This is a genomic window from Aquabacterium sp., assembly GCF_021768455.1.
Classification (GTDB): domain Bacteria; phylum Pseudomonadota; class Gammaproteobacteria; order Burkholderiales; family Burkholderiaceae_C; genus Aquabacterium.
Window position 1 is genome coordinate 1 of the sequence record NZ_JAIZVX010000005.1, and the last position, 15,928, is coordinate 15,928.

10 protein-coding genes are annotated in these 15,928 nt (G+C 68.0%); 6 read left to right on the plus strand and 4 right to left on the minus strand.

Going from position 1 to position 15,928, the window contains the following annotated elements:
* Positions 1–6 precede the first annotated feature (6 nt).
* Positions 7–675: a glutathione S-transferase family protein gene (locus QZ994_RS01275; RefSeq protein ID WP_290867281.1), complete on the plus strand. Its 669-nt coding sequence runs from the start codon at positions 7–9 to the stop codon at positions 673–675.
* Positions 676–768: 93 nt separating this feature from the next.
* Here QZ994_RS01275 and QZ994_RS01280 read toward each other — a convergent pair whose 3' ends face one another.
* The gene (locus QZ994_RS01280; RefSeq protein ID WP_290867205.1) at positions 769–1,191 is read right to left on the minus strand and encodes a cupin domain-containing protein; all 423 of its coding nucleotides are present in this window, start codon (positions 1,189–1,191) and stop codon (positions 769–771) included.
* Positions 1,192–1,310: 119 nt separating this feature from the next.
* Here QZ994_RS01280 and QZ994_RS01285 point away from each other — a divergent pair, with 119 nt between their 5' ends.
* The 3 genes from QZ994_RS01285 to QZ994_RS01295 all read left to right on the plus strand — a co-directional run bounded on the left by QZ994_RS01285 (position 1,311) and on the right by QZ994_RS01295 (position 3,438).
* A complete protein-coding gene (locus QZ994_RS01285; protein ID WP_290867207.1) occupies positions 1,311–2,030 on the plus strand; it encodes a UPF0149 family protein in 720 nt (239 codons plus the stop codon).
* A 62-nt stretch (positions 2,031–2,092) separates the two neighbouring features.
* Positions 2,093–2,941, plus strand: a complete 849-nt coding sequence (locus tag QZ994_RS01290) for a metallophosphoesterase (protein ID WP_290867209.1) — start codon at positions 2,093–2,095, stop codon at positions 2,939–2,941.
* Between the two features lie 74 nt (positions 2,942–3,015).
* Positions 3,016–3,438: a universal stress protein gene (locus QZ994_RS01295; RefSeq protein ID WP_290867211.1), complete on the plus strand. Its 423-nt coding sequence runs from the start codon at positions 3,016–3,018 to the stop codon at positions 3,436–3,438.
* A 14-nt stretch (positions 3,439–3,452) separates the two neighbouring features.
* Here QZ994_RS01295 and QZ994_RS01300 read toward each other — a convergent pair whose 3' ends face one another.
* Complete coding sequence (locus QZ994_RS01300) at positions 3,453–3,890, minus strand: hypothetical protein (RefSeq protein WP_290867213.1); 438 nt, start codon at positions 3,888–3,890, stop codon at positions 3,453–3,455.
* Between the two features lie 67 nt (positions 3,891–3,957).
* Positions 3,958–5,880 carry a methyl-accepting chemotaxis protein gene (locus tag QZ994_RS01305; protein WP_290867215.1) on the minus strand — a complete coding sequence of 641 codons (1,923 nt, stop codon included), beginning with the start codon at positions 5,878–5,880 and terminating at the stop codon, positions 3,958–3,960.
* 355 nt (positions 5,881–6,235) lie between these two features.
* Here QZ994_RS01305 and QZ994_RS01310 point away from each other — a divergent pair, with 355 nt between their 5' ends.
* Both QZ994_RS01310 and QZ994_RS01315 read left to right on the plus strand, forming a co-directional pair.
* Positions 6,236–12,367, plus strand: a complete 6,132-nt coding sequence (locus tag QZ994_RS01310; RefSeq protein WP_290867217.1) for an excinuclease ABC subunit UvrA — start codon at positions 6,236–6,238, stop codon at positions 12,365–12,367.
* 158 nt (positions 12,368–12,525) lie between these two features.
* A complete protein-coding gene (locus QZ994_RS01315; protein WP_290867219.1) occupies positions 12,526–13,449 on the plus strand; it encodes an intradiol ring-cleavage dioxygenase in 924 nt (307 codons plus the stop codon).
* 10 nt (positions 13,450–13,459) lie between these two features.
* On the opposite strand, the gene QZ994_RS01320 is transcribed toward QZ994_RS01315, so the two are convergent.
* Positions 13,460–15,925 (minus strand): EAL domain-containing protein, encoded by a 2,466-nt coding sequence (locus tag QZ994_RS01320; protein ID WP_290867221.1) that lies wholly within the window; start codon positions 15,923–15,925, stop codon positions 13,460–13,462.
* Between the last annotated feature and the right edge of the window lie 3 nt (positions 15,926–15,928).

Below are 15,928 nucleotides of genomic sequence, written 5' to 3' on the forward strand. Positions count from 1 at the left end.
CCGACCCTGAAGTCGACCGAGGCGCTCAGCACCCTCACCATCACCAGCAAGAACTACTCGTCGTGGTCCTTGCGGGGCTGGTTGCTGGCGCGCTTCTCGGGCCTGCCCTTTGCCGAACACGTGCTGCCACCCGACGACCCCTCGGCCCGCGCCGAGATCCTCCTGCTGTCGTCCTCCATCCTGGTGCCCAGCCTCGAGCACAACGGCATCCGCGTGTGGGACACACTGGCCATCGCCGAGTACCTGAACGAAGCCTGCCCCCAGGCCCAGATGCTGCCGGCCGACGCCAAGGCCCGCGCGCACTGCCGCGCCATCAGCGGCGAAATGCATTCGGGCTTTGCCGCCCTGCGCTCGGCCCTGCCCATGAACCTGCGCGGCCACTTCCCGAAGTTCAAGGTGTGGTCGCGCGCCCAGGCCGACATCGACCGCATCACCAGCATCTGGCGCGAGTGCCTCGAGACCTACGGCGGGCCCTTCCTGTTTGGCAGCCAGCGCACCATCGCCGACGCCATGTACGCCCCGGTCTGCACCCGTTTTGCCACCTACGACGTCAAGCTCGACCCCGTCTGCGCCGCCTACCGTGACCTGATGCTGTCACAGCCCGAGATGGTCGAATGGACCAAGGCCGCCAAGCTGGAACCGCTGGACATCGACGAGCTCGACGTGGAGTTCTGAGCCGCCGCAGCCCGACCGCGCACCCACAAAAAAGCCTGCGTCATCGCAGGCTTTTTTGTGGCGGCTGTGCGCAGCACAGAGGCGAGCGCTCACTCACTTCCAGGGAGTGGGGTCGGGGATGGCGCAGACGGGCTCGACGTCCACCGTCTTGAAGTCGGCCGGGCTGACGATCTCGAGGTACTCCATGTCGGGCGAGTAATCGAACAGGTAGTGGCGCACGCCCGGGCGCTGGTGGACGCAGTCGCCCGCCTTGACCAGGGTTTCCTTGTCCTCGTACATGAAGCGGGCCCAGCCCTTGGTCATGATGACGATCTGGAAATCGGCCTCATGACGGTGCCAGCCCGTGCCTTTTTCTGGGGCACTGTTGGCCTTCACAAGGTGCGCAATCACCTTGCCGTTCGTGGCTTCGGCCACGCCCAGGTCCTTGTAGAGGAAGAAATCGCGCAGGCCCTCACCGCGCCAGGCGGTGTCGTCGGGCTTGACGTGGGAGAACTTGGTGGTGACGGTGTCCAGCATGGTGCAACCCCTTTCTGCGCTTGGTGCGCGGTCAAAAGACGCTGGCGCTGTACGCATAAAGCATTCCCGGAGCCCCCAACCCGGCACAATAGAGGTTTGATGCGCCCTGATTGCCCGATATGACCAAAAAACCCGCCCTGAGTGACGCCGAGATCAACGAGATCGACCTGCTGTTGGGGGCCGTGCCCGCACCGTACGAGACCGTGGACGCCGTCATCCTCGACGGCTACCTCGCCGGCGTGCTGGTGCAGCCCGTGATGCTCGAACCCGAGCAGTGGCTGCCTCCCATCTTCGGCACCGAAGGCATGCCCGAGGGCGAGATCGAAGGCTGGACGCAGGCCCAGCACGACAAGCTGATCAGCCTGATCACGCGCCGCAAGGACGAGATCCTGCGCGGCATCCTGGAAGAAGGCTGGTTTGACCCCATCGTGCCGCTGATCGAAGACGACGACGGCAAGGTGCTCGAAGGCAAGGACGCCATGGAAGGCCTGGGCTACTGGTGCGCCGGCTTCGAATGGGCCCTGGCCAACTTCCCGCAACTGGAAGAAGCCGCCCTGGCCGGCGTGCCCGACCTGCTCGACTCCATCTGGCGCCATCTGCCCGAGCAGGACGAAACCCAGCAGGCCATGACCAAGGCCCTGGACGAAGAGCACCCGCTGCGCAACATCGACGAGGCCATCGAGGCCCTGGTGTTCGACGTGGTCGACCTGGCCCAGATCGGCATCGCCGAGCGCCACAAGGTGGAGACCGTGGTGCGCGACACGCCCAAGATCGGCCGCAACGACCCCTGCCACTGCGGCAGCGGCAAGAAGTACAAGAACTGCCACGGCGCCAACTGAGCCCCGGCTCGGTTAAGCACCCATGCGCCTGCACGACGCGCTTGCAGCTTGAACCCAGGCCGATGCGGATCCAGCTCGCCTCCGACCTGCACCTGGAGCGCCACCCCGACTTCACCCTGGCCCCCGCGCCAGAGGTGGACGTGCTGGTGCTGGCCGGCGACATCGGCTCCTACCAGGCCGGCTCGCGCCTGAAGGGCGACGACTTCGGCCTGGCGCGCTTTTCGCCGCGCCACGGTGCGCCCTGGCCGCGCGTGGTCTATGTGCCGGGCAACCACGAGTTCGATGGCCTCGAGTACACCGAGGCCCGCACCCGGCTGCAAGCCCAGTGCGCCGAACTCGGCATCACCTGGCTGGAGCGCGAGACCACCGTGATCGACGGCGTGCGCTTCGTGGGCACCACGCTGTGGAGCGACTTCGACGCCCTGGCGCGCGACGAGTCCAGCACCACGCGCCAGATGCAGGCCCATGACAAGGCCCTGCGCGCGGCCAACTTCTACCTGCGCAAGAACACCACGCTCGTGCAGGGCCAGCCTTTGTTGGCCGATGGCATGCGGGAGATGGGCCTGGCCTGCCAGGCCTGGTTGCGCGAGGCCCTGGCCCAGCCCTTCGACGGGCCCACCGTGGCCATCACCCACTTTGCTCCCACGCTGATGAGCGCCGACCCGCGCTACGGCCTCACGCCGGGCACCGCCGGCTTCTGCAACGCACTCGACGACCTGCTGCCCCTGGCCGACGTCTGGCTGCACGGCCACCTGCACTGCGCCAACGACTTCCTGGTGCGTGGCGAGCGCGAAGGCCGCGCCTTTGCCTGCCGGGTGGTGGCCAACCCGCTGGGCTATGTGAGCAAGGGCGAGCAGGAAGCCTTTCAGCCCCAGATGGTGGTGACGGTGCCAGCCCGCCCGGCGGCTTGACAGCCATCAAGCCCGAGGGCCACGATGGGGAGGACACTGAAAGCCGTCGTCCACCCTCTCAACGAAAGGCCCTCATGAAGATCCTCCTCGCCGTCGATGGCAGCCCCTACACCAAGCGCATGCTGGCCTGGCTGGCCACCCACGAAGAGTGGCTGTCGGGCTCCCACACGTACACGGTGCTGACGGTGGTGCCCAGCATCCCGCCCCACGCGGCCAGCATGTTCCCGACCGAGCAGCTCAAGGGCTATTACGAGGACACGGCCGAAGCCGTCTTCAAGCCCATCCGCAAGTTCACCGCCAAGCACGACCTGGCCACCGACTACGTGAGCAAGGTGGGCTTTGCGGCCGAGGTCATCGCCAAGGTGGCCGACAAGGGCAAGCACGACCTCCTGATCATGGGCTCGCACGGCCACGGCAACCTGATGAACCTGGTGACCGGCTCGGTGGCCACGCAGGTGCTGGCCCGCAGCAAGGTGCCGGTGCTGCTGGTGCGCTGATGCGCTGATGCGCCTCAGGGTGCAGAGGCGGCGGAGGCCGTGGCGTCGGCCTCTGCCGCGGGTTTGTGCACCACCACGCCGGGCGACAGAGAGATGTCGTCCACCACCTTCACGGCGGTCACGAAATAACGCGTTTCACCAAAGCAGCTGGTGGGCAGGCCCACTTTTTCATCGTAGTGCAGGGCCACGCGCTTGCCCATGTGGGTGTTGATGGCCTCGGCCACGGCATCGTCGTGCACGGTGAACAGGAACTTTTCGACCGGCGCGCCGGGCTGCGAAACGAGGGCCAGTTCACCCTCCCAGGTCTTGCAGACCCAGCCCTTGTGCGAGAGCTTTTGCACCCAGCCGGCGCGCTCGCCCGATGAGTAGCTCCAGTTGAGCACGGCCACGAGGTAGAGGGCCGGCAGGCCCAGCAGCACGAGCAGGGCGATGAGGATTCGTTTGGTGGTCATGGGGCGCATCGTAAGGTGGATGCCCCCGATGTTGCCATGATGTGCGAGGGCCCTGCCCCCCCCGCGCTCAAAGGTGGAAGCGTGACACCGCATCCTGCAGGCGGCGGGCCTGGTCACTGAGGCTGGACGCCGCGGCAGACGACTCCTCCACCAGGGCCGCGTTCTGTTGCGTGGTCTGGTCGAGCTGGGTCACGGCCTGGTTGACCTGTGCGATGCCCAGGCTTTGCTGTTCGCTCGACAGCGCGATCTCCGACATCAGCGCAGTGACCTTCTGCACCTGGCCCACCAGGCGCTCGATCGACTCGCCGCTGTCGCTGGCCAGGACATAGCCCTCTTCCACGCTCTCGACGCTGCTGTGGATCAGGCTCTTGATCTCCTTGGCCGCGTTGGCAGAACGCTGCGCGAGGGTGCGGACCTCGGAAGCCACGACCGCGAAGCCACGGCCCTGCTCACCGGCGCGAGCGGCTTCCACCGCCGCGTTCAGGGCCAGGATGTTGGTCTGGAAGGCGATGCCATCGATCACGGCGTTGATGTCGGCGATCTTGCTGCTGGTCTGCTTGATCTCGCCCATCTTGGCCACGACCTTGGCGAAGGCCTCGCCACCCTGGGCCGCCTCGGCGGAGGCCTGGTTGGCCAGGGTATGGGCCTGCTGGGCGGTGCCGGCGTTCTGGTTCACCGTGGCCGACATCTCTTCCATGGACGAGGCCGTCTGCTGCAGCGAGGAAGCCTGGCTTTCGGTGCGGGCACTCAGGTCGAGGTTGCCCTGCGCGATCTGGCTGGAGGCCGTGGCCACAGAGTCGCTGGCGGCCTTGATCTCGATGATGGTGTTCTGCAGGTGGCCAATGGCAGCGCCCATGGTATCGACCATGCGGCCGATCTCGTCGCGGCTGTGGCTGCGGATGCGCTGGGTCAGGTCGCCACGGGCCAGGGCCTCGGCCACGGCCACGGCCTCCGACACGGTGCGGGTGGTGCTGCGGGTGATGGTGATGGACAACCAGGCCCCCAGGGCTCCCATCAGCAGGATCACGGTGGCCGTCAGCCCCAGGGCACGGACCTCGGCAGCCTTGCGAGCGACGAAGCGCTCTTCCAGGCGGCGCAGGCTGCTCTGGTTCAATTCGAACTGGGCGGTGATCACCTCGGTCATGGCCTTGAAGTAATCGGCGCCCTTCATGTCGGGCAGGTTCTCGTTCAGGGCCAGGCTGCTCACCAGTTCGACGCCGCGTTGCACGGCCGCTTCGGCCTTGGCGACGGCCTCCTTCTGGTAGGCGACGTCATGGCTGCCCGCGTCCAGGGCACGATCGAGGTTGCGCTGGGCGTCCTGCGCGTGGGTCTTGGCGGCCGTGAGCAGGTTGCTCAGGGTCTGACGCTCTTCCGGCGTGCTGCTGTTCTTCACCAGCATGGCCGTGCCACGGGCCCGGGCAATGCCCAGCTTTTCGGTCAGGCGGGGCACGTCACGGATGGTGGACATGATGAGAAAGTAGCTCTCGGCATCGGCGTCCAGGGCCAGGCCGCTGACGGCGGCGATGTCCTCGAGCAGCAAGAGCGTGCGGGCGATGAGCTCGGTGTGGCGCTTGACGCTGACCGGCGGGGTCAGCACGCCGCTGCCCACGTCCTTGGACAGGGCCTCCCACTCCTGGGTCACGCCCTGGATGGTCTTGTTCGTGGGCTCGCTGTCCAGCCCCAGGATGGCCTGACGGGTGTCGGCCAAGGCCGTCTGGACCTTGGCTGCACGGTCCTTCATGTCGGCGAGCTTGCTGGCATCGCCGCTGAGGAAGGCGGTGGACAGGCCTCGGTGCTCCTGCATGAGCTTGATCAGGTGCAGCGAAGCCTCGGTGGGCGGCATGCCGCCGCGCTCTTCTTCGAGGCCGCGCAAGGACGTCACCTTCTCGCTGAGGACGATGAGGGCTGGCGCCCCAGCCATGACCAGGGCCACGGCGGTCAGCAGCAGGAACTTGAAGCGCAAAGGAAGGTTGGTGATCCAGGTTGACATCGCTGATCCCGGTGGAAAGTCAAACCGCGGGGGGTGAGCCCGCGGCCAAGAAAGATAGGAGCGCGCGTCAAAGCTTGTTCACCTGACGCCTGGTGAGGCAACCCAAGGGCCGCCGGGCATGGAGCCCACAGCCCCTTTACGGCCGTTGTGACGCAAACTTGAACGGGCAGGTGCAAGGCCTTGTGACAAGGTTTGGACACAGCCCTGTCATGGCCCGGCGACAGCCTGAGGACAAATGCGCAGATCGCGACATGCCGGGCCGTTCGGTCCCTACAATGTTTGCGCCCCTTGGTCAGGCATCCTTCTGAACACCGGGGCACCGCGATACCGCATCGCGTTCAGCGCAAGGTGACCCATGTCCGATATCCGCATCCGCGGCGCCCGCCAGCACAACCTCAAGAACCTCGACCTCGACATCCACACGGGTGAGCTGACGGTCGTGACCGGGCCCAGCGGTTCGGGCAAGTCTTCGCTGGTGTTCGACACCCTGTATGCGGAGGGCCAACGGCGCTATGTGGAGACCTTCAGCGCCTACGCACGACAGTTCCTCGACCGCATGGACCGCCCCGCCGTGGACCGCGTGGAGGGCGTGCCCCCGGCCATCGCCATCGACCAGAGCAACCCCGTGCGCACCTCGCGCTCGACCGTGGGCACGATGACGGAGCTGAACGACCACCTCAAGCTGCTCTTTGCCCGCGCCGGCCAGCTGTTCGACCAGGACACCGGCCAGCTGGTGCACGAGGACTCGCCGCAATCGGTGTTCGACGAGCTGCTGGCGCGCTGCGCCGCCCTGCCCGGTGGCCGACGCGTGGTGGTGACCTTCGGCGCCGAGCTGCCCGCCCACACCAGCCCGGAACAGATGGAAGAGTGGCTCTCGGCCAGCGGCTTCTCTCGCATCCAGGCGCAGCGCGTGGTCAAGGCCAGCCTGCTGCCCTCGGCCGCCTTGACGACGACGCAAGCCTCTCTGGGCGCCGCCGATGAGGGCGAGGCCGATGCCGCATCCCCGAAGAAGAAACCGGCCGCCAAGAAGGCCGCAGCCAAAAAGACCAGCAAGGCCACCGGCAAAAAGGGCGCCGATGCCGCCCACGTGGACCTGGCCTCGGACGAGCGCCTGGTGCTCGACGTGGTGGCCGACCGCTTCCGCATCGGGGCCGACCCGACGGGTGCCGACCTCGACCGCCCCCGCATCATGGAGGCACTGGAGGTGGCCTTCAAGCGTGGCAGCGGGCACATCACGGTCTACGTCTTGCCTGAGTCCGACGAGCTGGCAGCCGATGGCTCACCGGCTGAGCCACAGCTGTGGCGCTTCTCGGCCGGCCTGCACTGCCCCGAGAGCCACCGCCGCTACAGCGCGCCCACGCCGGGCATGTTCAGCTTCAACTCGGCCGCGGGGGCCTGCCCGGCCTGCCGGGGTTTTGGCCGCGTGATCGGGGTGGACTGGGGCCTGGTCATCCCCGATGGCAAGAAGACGCTGCGTGGCGGCGCCATCAAGACCATCCAGACGCCCGCCTGGGCCGATTGCCAGCGCGAGCTGATGAAGTACGCGGGCGACGCCGGCATCCCCCGAGACACCGCCTGGAGCCAGATGAGCCCGGAACACAAGGCCTGGGTGCTGGACGGTGACCCGGACTGGAAGGGCAACTGGCAGAAGCAGTGGTACGGCATCAAGCGCTTCTTCGAGTACCTGGAGAGCAAGGCGTACAAGATGCACATCCGCGTGCTCTTGTCGAAGTACCGCAGCTACACCACCTGCCCGAGTTGCGATGGCGCGCGCCTGCAACTCGAATCGCTGCTGTGGCGACTGGGCTCGCGCGAAGACGCCGAAGCCGTGCTGCCCGCGGCCAGGCGCACCATGCCGCGCGGCGCGCAGCTGCCCCGTGCCACCCTGGAGGCGCTGCCCGGCCTGAACCTGCACGACGTGATGCTGCTGCCGATCTCGCAGCTGCAGCGCTTTTTCTCATTCGTGACGCTGCCCAGCAAGGGGCATGACGACACGCTCAAGCTGCTGCTCGACGAAATCCGCACGCGCCTGAAATACCTGGTCGACGTGGGCCTGGGCTACCTCACGCTGGACCGGCAAAGCCGCACGTTGAGCGGCGGCGAGGTGCAGCGCATCAACCTGACCACGGCCCTGGGCACCTCGCTGGTGAACACCCTGTTCGTGCTGGACGAGCCCTCCATCGGCCTGCACCCGCGCGACATGGACCGCATCAACGTGGCCATGCAGCGCCTGGTCGACGCCGGCAACACCCTGGTGGTGGTGGAGCACGATCCCGCCGTGATGCTGGCCGCCGACCGCGTGATCGACATGGGCCCCGGCCCCGGCCACCAGGGCGGCCGCATCGTGTTCGATGGCACACCCGATGACCTCAAGCGCGCCGAGACCCTGACCGGCGCCTACCTGGGCGCGCGTCGCACCATCGGCATGGGCCTGCGTCGCCCGGTGGCCGACAAGACGCCCAAGCTCATCCTGCAGGGCGCCCGCCAGCACAACCTGAAGAACCTGGAAGTGAGCTTCCCGCTGCAGCGCCTGGTGGGCGTGACGGGCGTGAGTGGCTCGGGCAAGTCGACCCTGATCCAGGACATCCTGCACCCGGCCCTGCTGCGCCACTTTGGCCAGGCCACCGATTCGCCTGGCGAGCACGACGAGCTGCTCGGCGCAGACTGGCTGAGTGCGGTCAACTTCGTCGACCAGTCGCCCATCGGCAAGACGGCGCGCTCCAACCCGGCCAGCTATGTGGGCGCCTTCGATGCGGTGCGCACGATCTTCGCGGTCACGCCCCTGGCCAAGGAACGCGGCTACACGGCCGGCACCTTCAGCTTCAACGCCGGCACGGGGCGCTGCGCCACCTGCGGCGGCTCGGGCTTCGAGCACGTGGAGATGCAGTTCCTGAGCGACGTCTACCTGCGTTGCCCCGATTGCGATGGCACGCGCTTCCGCGCCGAGGTGCGCGAGGTGCAGATCGAGCGCCTGAACAAGAAGCTCAGCATCTCCGACGTGCTGGAGCTGACCGTGGCCGAGGCCGTGCGCCTCTTTGCGCAGGACGTGGACGTGGTGCGCGCCCTGCAGCCTCTGGCCGATGTGGGCCTGGACTACGTCAAGCTGGGCCAGCCTGTGCCCACGCTCTCGGGCGGTGAGGCGCAGCGCCTGAAGCTGGCCGGCCACCTGGTCGAGACGGCGCAGCAGGCCAGCAAGAGCGGCCAGCGCAACGCGCGCAAGGGCACGCTCTTCATGTTCGACGAGCCCACCACCGGCCTGCACTTCGACGACATCGCCAAGCTGATGCGCGCCTTTGGCAAGCTGCTGGACGCGGGCCACAGCATCATCCTGATCGAGCACAACCTGGATGTGATCCGCTCCTGCGACTGGCTGATCGAGCTGGGCCCCGAAGGCGGTGACGCGGGCGGCCAGCTGGTGTTCTGTGGCTCAACCGATGAGCTTCGCACCCGGCACACGCACACGGCCCTGGCCTTGCTGGACTATGAAAAATCACTGGGCCTGAGCGTGCCGGCCCCTGCCCTGCCCGCCCCCGAGGCGGACGAGGCTGCGCCGGTCGCCAAACCGAAGCGCAAGCTGAGCGTCAAGGCCCAAGCCCAGGCTCAGGCCGCAGCCCTGGCCGCCGAGGCCATCGGGGTGGCAGAACGCGGTGCCCGCTACGAGGTGAGCCCCGACTTCACCCCGGTGGCCCACAACGGCCCCTCGCAAGACGACGGCCCCAGCCTGCAGGCCCTGATCAAGGCCCGCCGCGACAAGCGCCGCGAGGCCGCCGCCCACGCGCCAGGCCACGACAGCATCGAGGTGCTCAACGCCCACGAAAACAACCTCCAGGGCCTCAGCGTGCACATCCCGCGGGGCAAGTTCAACGTGATCACCGGGGTGTCGGGCTCTGGCAAATCCACCCTGGCCTTCGACATCCTCTTCAACGAGGGCCAGCGCCGCTACCTCGAATCCCTCAATGCCTATGCGCGCTCGCTGGTGCAACCGGCGGGCCGGCCCGAGGTGGACGCGGTCTACGGCATCCCCCCTACCGTGGCGATCGAGCAGCGCCTGTCCCGTGGCGGCCGCAAATCGACCGTGGGCACCACCACCGAGGTGCACCACTTCCTGCGCCTGCTCTACGTCAAGCTGGGCACCCAGCACTGCACCCAGTGCCGCGATGCAGAAGGCCATCCCATCCCCGTGCTGCCGCAAACGCCCGAGGCCATCGCGGCGCAGTGGGTGCGCGATTACCGCGGCCAGCACATCGGCCTGATGGCGCCGCTGGTGGTGAACCGCAAGGGCATCTACACCGAGCTGGCCAAGTGGGCCTCCAGCAAGGGCTTCACCCACCTGCGGGTGGACGGGGAGTTCCTGCCCAGCGCCGGCTGGGGCACGGCCGGTGGCCCCAAGATCGACCGCTACCGCGAGCACACCATCGAACTGCCCGTGGGCGACGTGGTCGTCACGCCCGAGAACGAGCCGGAGCTGCGCCGCCTGCTGGCCAGCGCGCTGGAACATGGCAAGGGCGTGGTCCACCTCATCGCCGGGCTGGATGGCCTGGCCGAGGCCCTGGCCACGGGCAAATCGACCCTGCACATGGGCCGCGTCAAGGTGTTCAGCACCGAGCGCGCCTGCCCCCGTTGCGGCACCAGCTTCCCCGAGCTCGACCCGCGCCTCTTCAGCTACAACAGCAAGCACGGCTGGTGCAACGACTGCGTGGGCACGGGCCTGGCCCTCACGCGCGAGCAGCGCAAGGTGATGGACGATTCGGTCAGCGACGACAACAAGGGGCGCGAGCAAACGTTTGCCGAACCCGACGTGGAAGACGCCAGCGACGAGGCCTGCGGCAGCTGCCACGGCGCCCGCCTCAACCCCATTGCAAGGGCCGTGACGCTGCGCGGGCAGTCCATCGCGCAGCTCTCCGCGCTGTCGGTGAAAGAGGCGCGCAAGTGGGGCGAGAAGCTCAAGCTCGACGGCCGTGAGGCCACCATCGCCCGCGACATCGTCAGCGAGATCAAGTCCCGCCTGAGCTTCATGGAGCAGGTCGGCCTGGGCTACCTCAGCCTGGACCGCGCTGCGCCCACGCTCTCGGGGGGCGAGGCCCAGCGCATCCGGCTGGCGGCGCAACTTGGTAGCAACCTGCAGGGCGTGTGCTACATCCTCGACGAGCCCACCATCGGCCTGCACCCGCGCGACAACCAGATGCTGCTCGACGCCCTGCACACGCTGGGCAAGGAGGGCAACACCCTGGTGGTGGTGGAGCACGACGAGGACACCATCCGCCGCGCCGAACACGTCATCGACATCGGCCCAGGCGCCGGGGTGCGCGGCGGCACGGTGGTGGCCCAGGGCAGCGTGCAGGCCATCATGGATGCGCCGGATTCGGTCACGGGCCGCTGCCTGCGTTCGCCCATGCAGCACCCCATCGGCACACCGCGCGCCATCACGCCCGAGACGCCCCAGCTCACCGTCAAGAAGGCGCGCCTGCACAACCTGCAGGACGTGACCGTGAAGGTGCCACTGCAGCGCCTCGTGGCCGTGACCGGCGTGTCCGGCTCAGGCAAGTCCACGCTGGCGCGTGACGTGCTGCTGGCCAATGTGCAGACGGCCGTGAGCATCCCCCCGCGTGACCGCGCCGAGCAGTCGCCCCTGTGGGTGGGCTGCGATGGCGTCGAAGGCTGGGGCGTGATCGACCGCGTGCTGGAGGTCGACCAGACCCCGATCGGCAAGACGCCGCGCTCCTGCCCGGCCACCTACATCGGCTTCTGGGACACCATCCGCAAGCTCTTTGCCGACACCCTGGAAGCCCGCGCCCGCGGCTGGGGCGCCGGCCGCTTCAGCTTCAACACCGGCGAGGGCCGCTGCCCGGCCTGCGAAGGCCAGGGCATCCGCACCATCGAGATGGCTTTCCTGCCCGATGTGAAGGTGCACTGCGAGACCTGCAACGGCATGCGCTTCAACCCCGAGACGCTGGCCGCCACCTGGCGCGGCAAGCACATCGGCGACGTGTTGAAGATGGAGGTGGACGACGCCGTCGACTTCTTCGCCAGCATGCCCGCCATCGCCCACCCGCTGAAGCTGTTGCAGGACGTGGGCCTGGGCTACCTCACCCTGGGTCAGCCCTCGCCGACGCTGTCGGGCGGTGAGGCGCAGCGCATCAAGCTGGTCACCGAACTGAGCAAGGTGCGCGACGACATCACCCGCCGCGGCCAGAAAGCCCCGCACACGCTGTACGTGCTCGATGAGCCCACCGTGGGCCTGCACCTGGCCGACGTGGCCAAGCTCATCGGCGTGCTGCACCGCCTGGTCGATGGCGGGCACAGCGTGGTGGTGATCGAGCACGACCTCGATGTGATCGCCGAGGCCGACTGGGTGGTCGACATGGGCCCCGAGGGCGGCAGTGGCGGCGGCAGGGTCGCCGGCCAGGGCACGCCCGAGCAGATCGTGGCGCTCAAGACGCACACGGGCGTGGCGCTCAAGGGGGTGCTGCACCGGGAAACGCCCTGAGGCACGAGGGCGGGGCTGGTGGGCTGGTGGGCTGGTCGCATTTGTGTCGCCTCCGACACGAGCCTCCTGTCAAGCAGCAACATCTCTTGCGCACGATGGCGCCCGGTTCTCTGACATCAAGCAGAGCCAGCGCCCTCCACGCACGGAAAGACCTGCCCATGCCCTCTCCCCTTCGCCTTGGCGGGCGCCCACAGGCTCCTGCCCCGCACGACCACGACCAAGGTCTGCAACACGACCTGCAGGCGATCGAGGCGCAGCGCTCCCGTCGCCAGGCCGTGCTGTGGCTGGGTGCGCTGGCAGGCTATGGCGCCCTCCCTCTGGTGGGCTGCGGTGGTGGCGGCGATGCCGGCAGCAGCACCAGCAACAGCAGCAGCACGGTCTCCAGCGACAGCACGTCAACCTCCACAACGACCACCAACACGTCCACCAGCAGCTGTTCGGTCATCAACGAAGAAACCGCCGGGCCCTATCCCGGTGATGGCTCCAACACAGCCAATGGCAGCGTGGCCAACGCCTTGGCGCTCAGTGGCATTGTCCGCAGCGACATCCGCAGCAGCGTTGGCAGCGCCAGCGGCACGGCTGCCGGCCTGCCCTTGACCATCACGCTCAAGCTGGTCAACGTGAACAACAGCTGCGCCAGTCTGGCCGGCTACGCCGTCTACCTCTGGCACTGCACGCGAGATGGCAAGTACTCGCTGTACTCCAGCGGGGTGACGGGCGAAAACTACCTGCGAGGCGTGCAGGAAACCGACAGCAACGGAGAACTGAGCTTCACCACCATCTTCCCGGGTTGCTACAGCGGTCGCATGCCACACATGCACTTCGAGGTCTACCGCAGCCTGACCACCGCCACCAGCTACAGCAACAAGCTCAAGACCTCACAGATCGCCTTTGACCGCAGCATCTGTTCTGAGGTTTACAGCAGCGTCAGCGGCTACAGCGCCAGCGTCAGCAACCTGGCGGCCATCACCTTCGCCACCGACAACGTGTTCAGCGATGGCTACACGCTGGAACTGGCCAGCTTGAGTGGCAACACCACCGATGGCTACACCGCCACCCTCACCGTGGGCATCTCGGTCTGAACCGCCCGCCTCAGTGCACCGATCCTGGCGGCGTGATGTAGCCCACACCGTGACGCAGCAGCGCCGGGATCTTTTCGGCCGGCAGGGCCGAGCCAAACAGGTAGCCCTGCCCCTGTGCACAACCCCAGGCCTTGAGCATGTCGTGCTGCTGCGGGGTCTCGATGCCTTCGGCGGTCACGGCCACGCCCAGGCCCTGGGCCAGGTCGACCATGGCCTTGACGATCTGGCTGGCAGCCGGGTCGTCGGGGGCCTCGCGCACGAGCGAGCCATCGATCTTGATGCGGTGAAAGGCCAGTTGCTTGAGCATCGAGATGGAGGACATGCCCGTGCCCAGGTCGTCGATGACCAGGTGCACGCCCAGCTCCTGCAGGTCGGTCAGCACCTCGCGGTGGTCGCGCACGATCAGCATGGCGGATTCGTGGAACTCCAGCTCCAGCTGATCGGCCGGGAAGCCGCACTCGCTGAGCACGGTGTCGACCAGGGTCGCGAACTGCGGTGACTGCAGCTGCGAGCCCGAGACGTTGACGCTGATCACCAGCTGGGTGTGACCCATGTCGTGCAGGGTGCGGCCCATGCGGCAGGCGCTGCGCAGGATCCAGGCATCGAGCACATCGAGCAGGCCGATGTCGTCGGCCATGCGGACCAGGGCCCGCGGGTGGGTGTGGCCAAACTCGGGGTGGTTCCAGCGCAGCAGGGCCTCCAGGGCCACGACCTCGCGGCCATCGAGCCTCACGACGGGCTGGTAGTGCAGGGCCAGATGACGCGGGTTGCGCAGCTCGGCACGCAGCTGATCGGAGAGCTCATGGCGCTCGCGCTCGCGCTCGGCCAGTGCCGAGGAATACACCGAGCACCGCCCCCGGCCCAGGGCCTTGGCGTCGTAGAGGGCGCTCTGGGCCAGCTGGATCAGGCGCTCCGCGCGCTCGGCGTGCTCAGGGTAGAGGGCCAGCCCCGCGCAGGCCGACAGGCGCACGCTGTGGTGCCCCGGCAGGGTCATGGGCACCTGCAGCTCGGCGATCACGGTCTGGATCAGGCGCAGCGCCTGGGCCGCATCGTCAAGGTCGGGCATCAGCACCGCAAAGTCTTCGTGGCCGATGCGCATGGCCATGTCCTGCGGACGCAGGTGGCGGCGCAGGTGGTGGGCCACGGCCTTGAGCAGCAGCGTGCTGCGGTCGGGTCCGAAGGCCTCCTTGACCTGGCGGAAGCGGTCGATGTGCAGCACGGCCACCGCCAGCACCGGCCCGGCTTCGAGGTTGTGGGCGCGCTGCAGCGCCTTGCGCAGCTCCTGCTGCAGCTGCAGCTGGTTGCCCAGGCCGGTGAGCTCGTCGTGGCGGCTGAGGTAATCGAGCTGGTTCTGCGCCGCCTTCATGGGAGACAGGTCGCTGTAGGCCATCACGTAGTGGCTGATCTGGCCGCGGGCATCGCGCACCACGCTGACCTGCTGCCAGGTGAGCAGGGCGCGGCCATCGCGGTGGCGGCAGGCCACCTCGCCGTGCCAGCGGCCTTCGGCGTTGCGGGCCAGGCTCTGGTAGAAGGTGGCGCTGCGCGGGTGCTGGTGCAGGAAATCCTCCACATGGCGCCCCTGCACATCGCCCTGGGTGTGGCCCATGAGCACGTGGAAGGCCGGGTTGACCGCCACGATGGCCAGCTGGGCGTCCAGCACCACCAGGGCCTCCTGCGCGGTGTCGAACACGGCACTGGCCTGGCGCAAGGCCACGAGGTGCTGCTCGCGCTCGGTCACGTCGCGGATCACGCCCACCACGCGGCGCGCGGGCGGCTCGTCGGGATAGGCGCGGGCCTGCACATCGGCCCAACCCCAGCGGCGCGGCGGCATGCGCAGGCGCACCGTGCGGTTGAGGCGCCCCTCTTCGCGCAGATCGCGCTGCACCAGGGCCTGGTCCTCGGCGTGCATGCGCGAGACCAGACCGGGCCAGCCTTCCTGGATCAGGGCCTCGGTGGCCCCGAAGATGGCCTCCAGGTGACCTTCGGTGTGGGTGAAGCCGGAAGCGTCCGCACCGCTGCCCCCCTCCTGCCACTCCAGCACGCCCAGGCCGGCCGTGTCCATGGCCAGCTGCAGGCGCTGGGCCGATTGCTCGGTGGCCAGCTCGGCCTGGCGTCGGGCCAGGGCCATGCGCAGGGTTGCCTCCAGGGCGCGAGCCTCGAAAGGTTTGAGCAGGTAGCCATAAGGGCGGGTGGTCTCGGCGCGGGCCAGGGTGCCGGCCTCGGCATAGGCCGTGAGGTAGACCACCGGCGTGCGAAAGCGCGACTGGATCTCGCGGGCGGCCTCGATGCCATCGACCTCGCCTTCCAGGTGAATGTCCATCAGGACCAGGTCCGGGCGGTGGGTGTCGACCAGGGCCAGGGCCTCGTCGGCCCGTGCGGCCATGCCTTTGACGCGGTAGCCCAGGTGGCGCAGGCTGCTGGAGAGGTCCAGCGCGACCACGCCTTCATCTTCCACGATGACGATCGATGCACTCATGAC

Coding starts and splice junctions, on each gene's coding strand:
- QZ994_RS01310 (WP_290867217.1), top strand. CDS start 6,236: ATGTCCGATATCCGCATCCGCGGCGCCCGCCAGCACAACCTCAAGAAC.
- QZ994_RS01280 (WP_290867205.1), bottom strand. CDS start 1,191: ATGCTGGACACCGTCACCACCAAGTTCTCCCACGTCAAGCCCGACGAC.
- QZ994_RS01315 (WP_290867219.1), top strand. CDS start 12,526: ATGCCCTCTCCCCTTCGCCTTGGCGGGCGCCCACAGGCTCCTGCCCCG.
- QZ994_RS01285 (WP_290867207.1), top strand. CDS start 1,311: ATGACCAAAAAACCCGCCCTGAGTGACGCCGAGATCAACGAGATCGAC.
- QZ994_RS01295 (WP_290867211.1), top strand. CDS start 3,016: ATGAAGATCCTCCTCGCCGTCGATGGCAGCCCCTACACCAAGCGCATG.
- QZ994_RS01305 (WP_290867215.1), bottom strand. CDS start 5,880: ATGTCAACCTGGATCACCAACCTTCCTTTGCGCTTCAAGTTCCTGCTG.
- QZ994_RS01320 (WP_290867221.1), bottom strand. CDS start 15,925: ATGAGTGCATCGATCGTCATCGTGGAAGATGAAGGCGTGGTCGCGCTG.
- QZ994_RS01290 (WP_290867209.1), top strand. CDS start 2,093: ATGCGGATCCAGCTCGCCTCCGACCTGCACCTGGAGCGCCACCCCGAC.
- QZ994_RS01300 (WP_290867213.1), bottom strand. CDS start 3,890: ATGACCACCAAACGAATCCTCATCGCCCTGCTCGTGCTGCTGGGCCTG.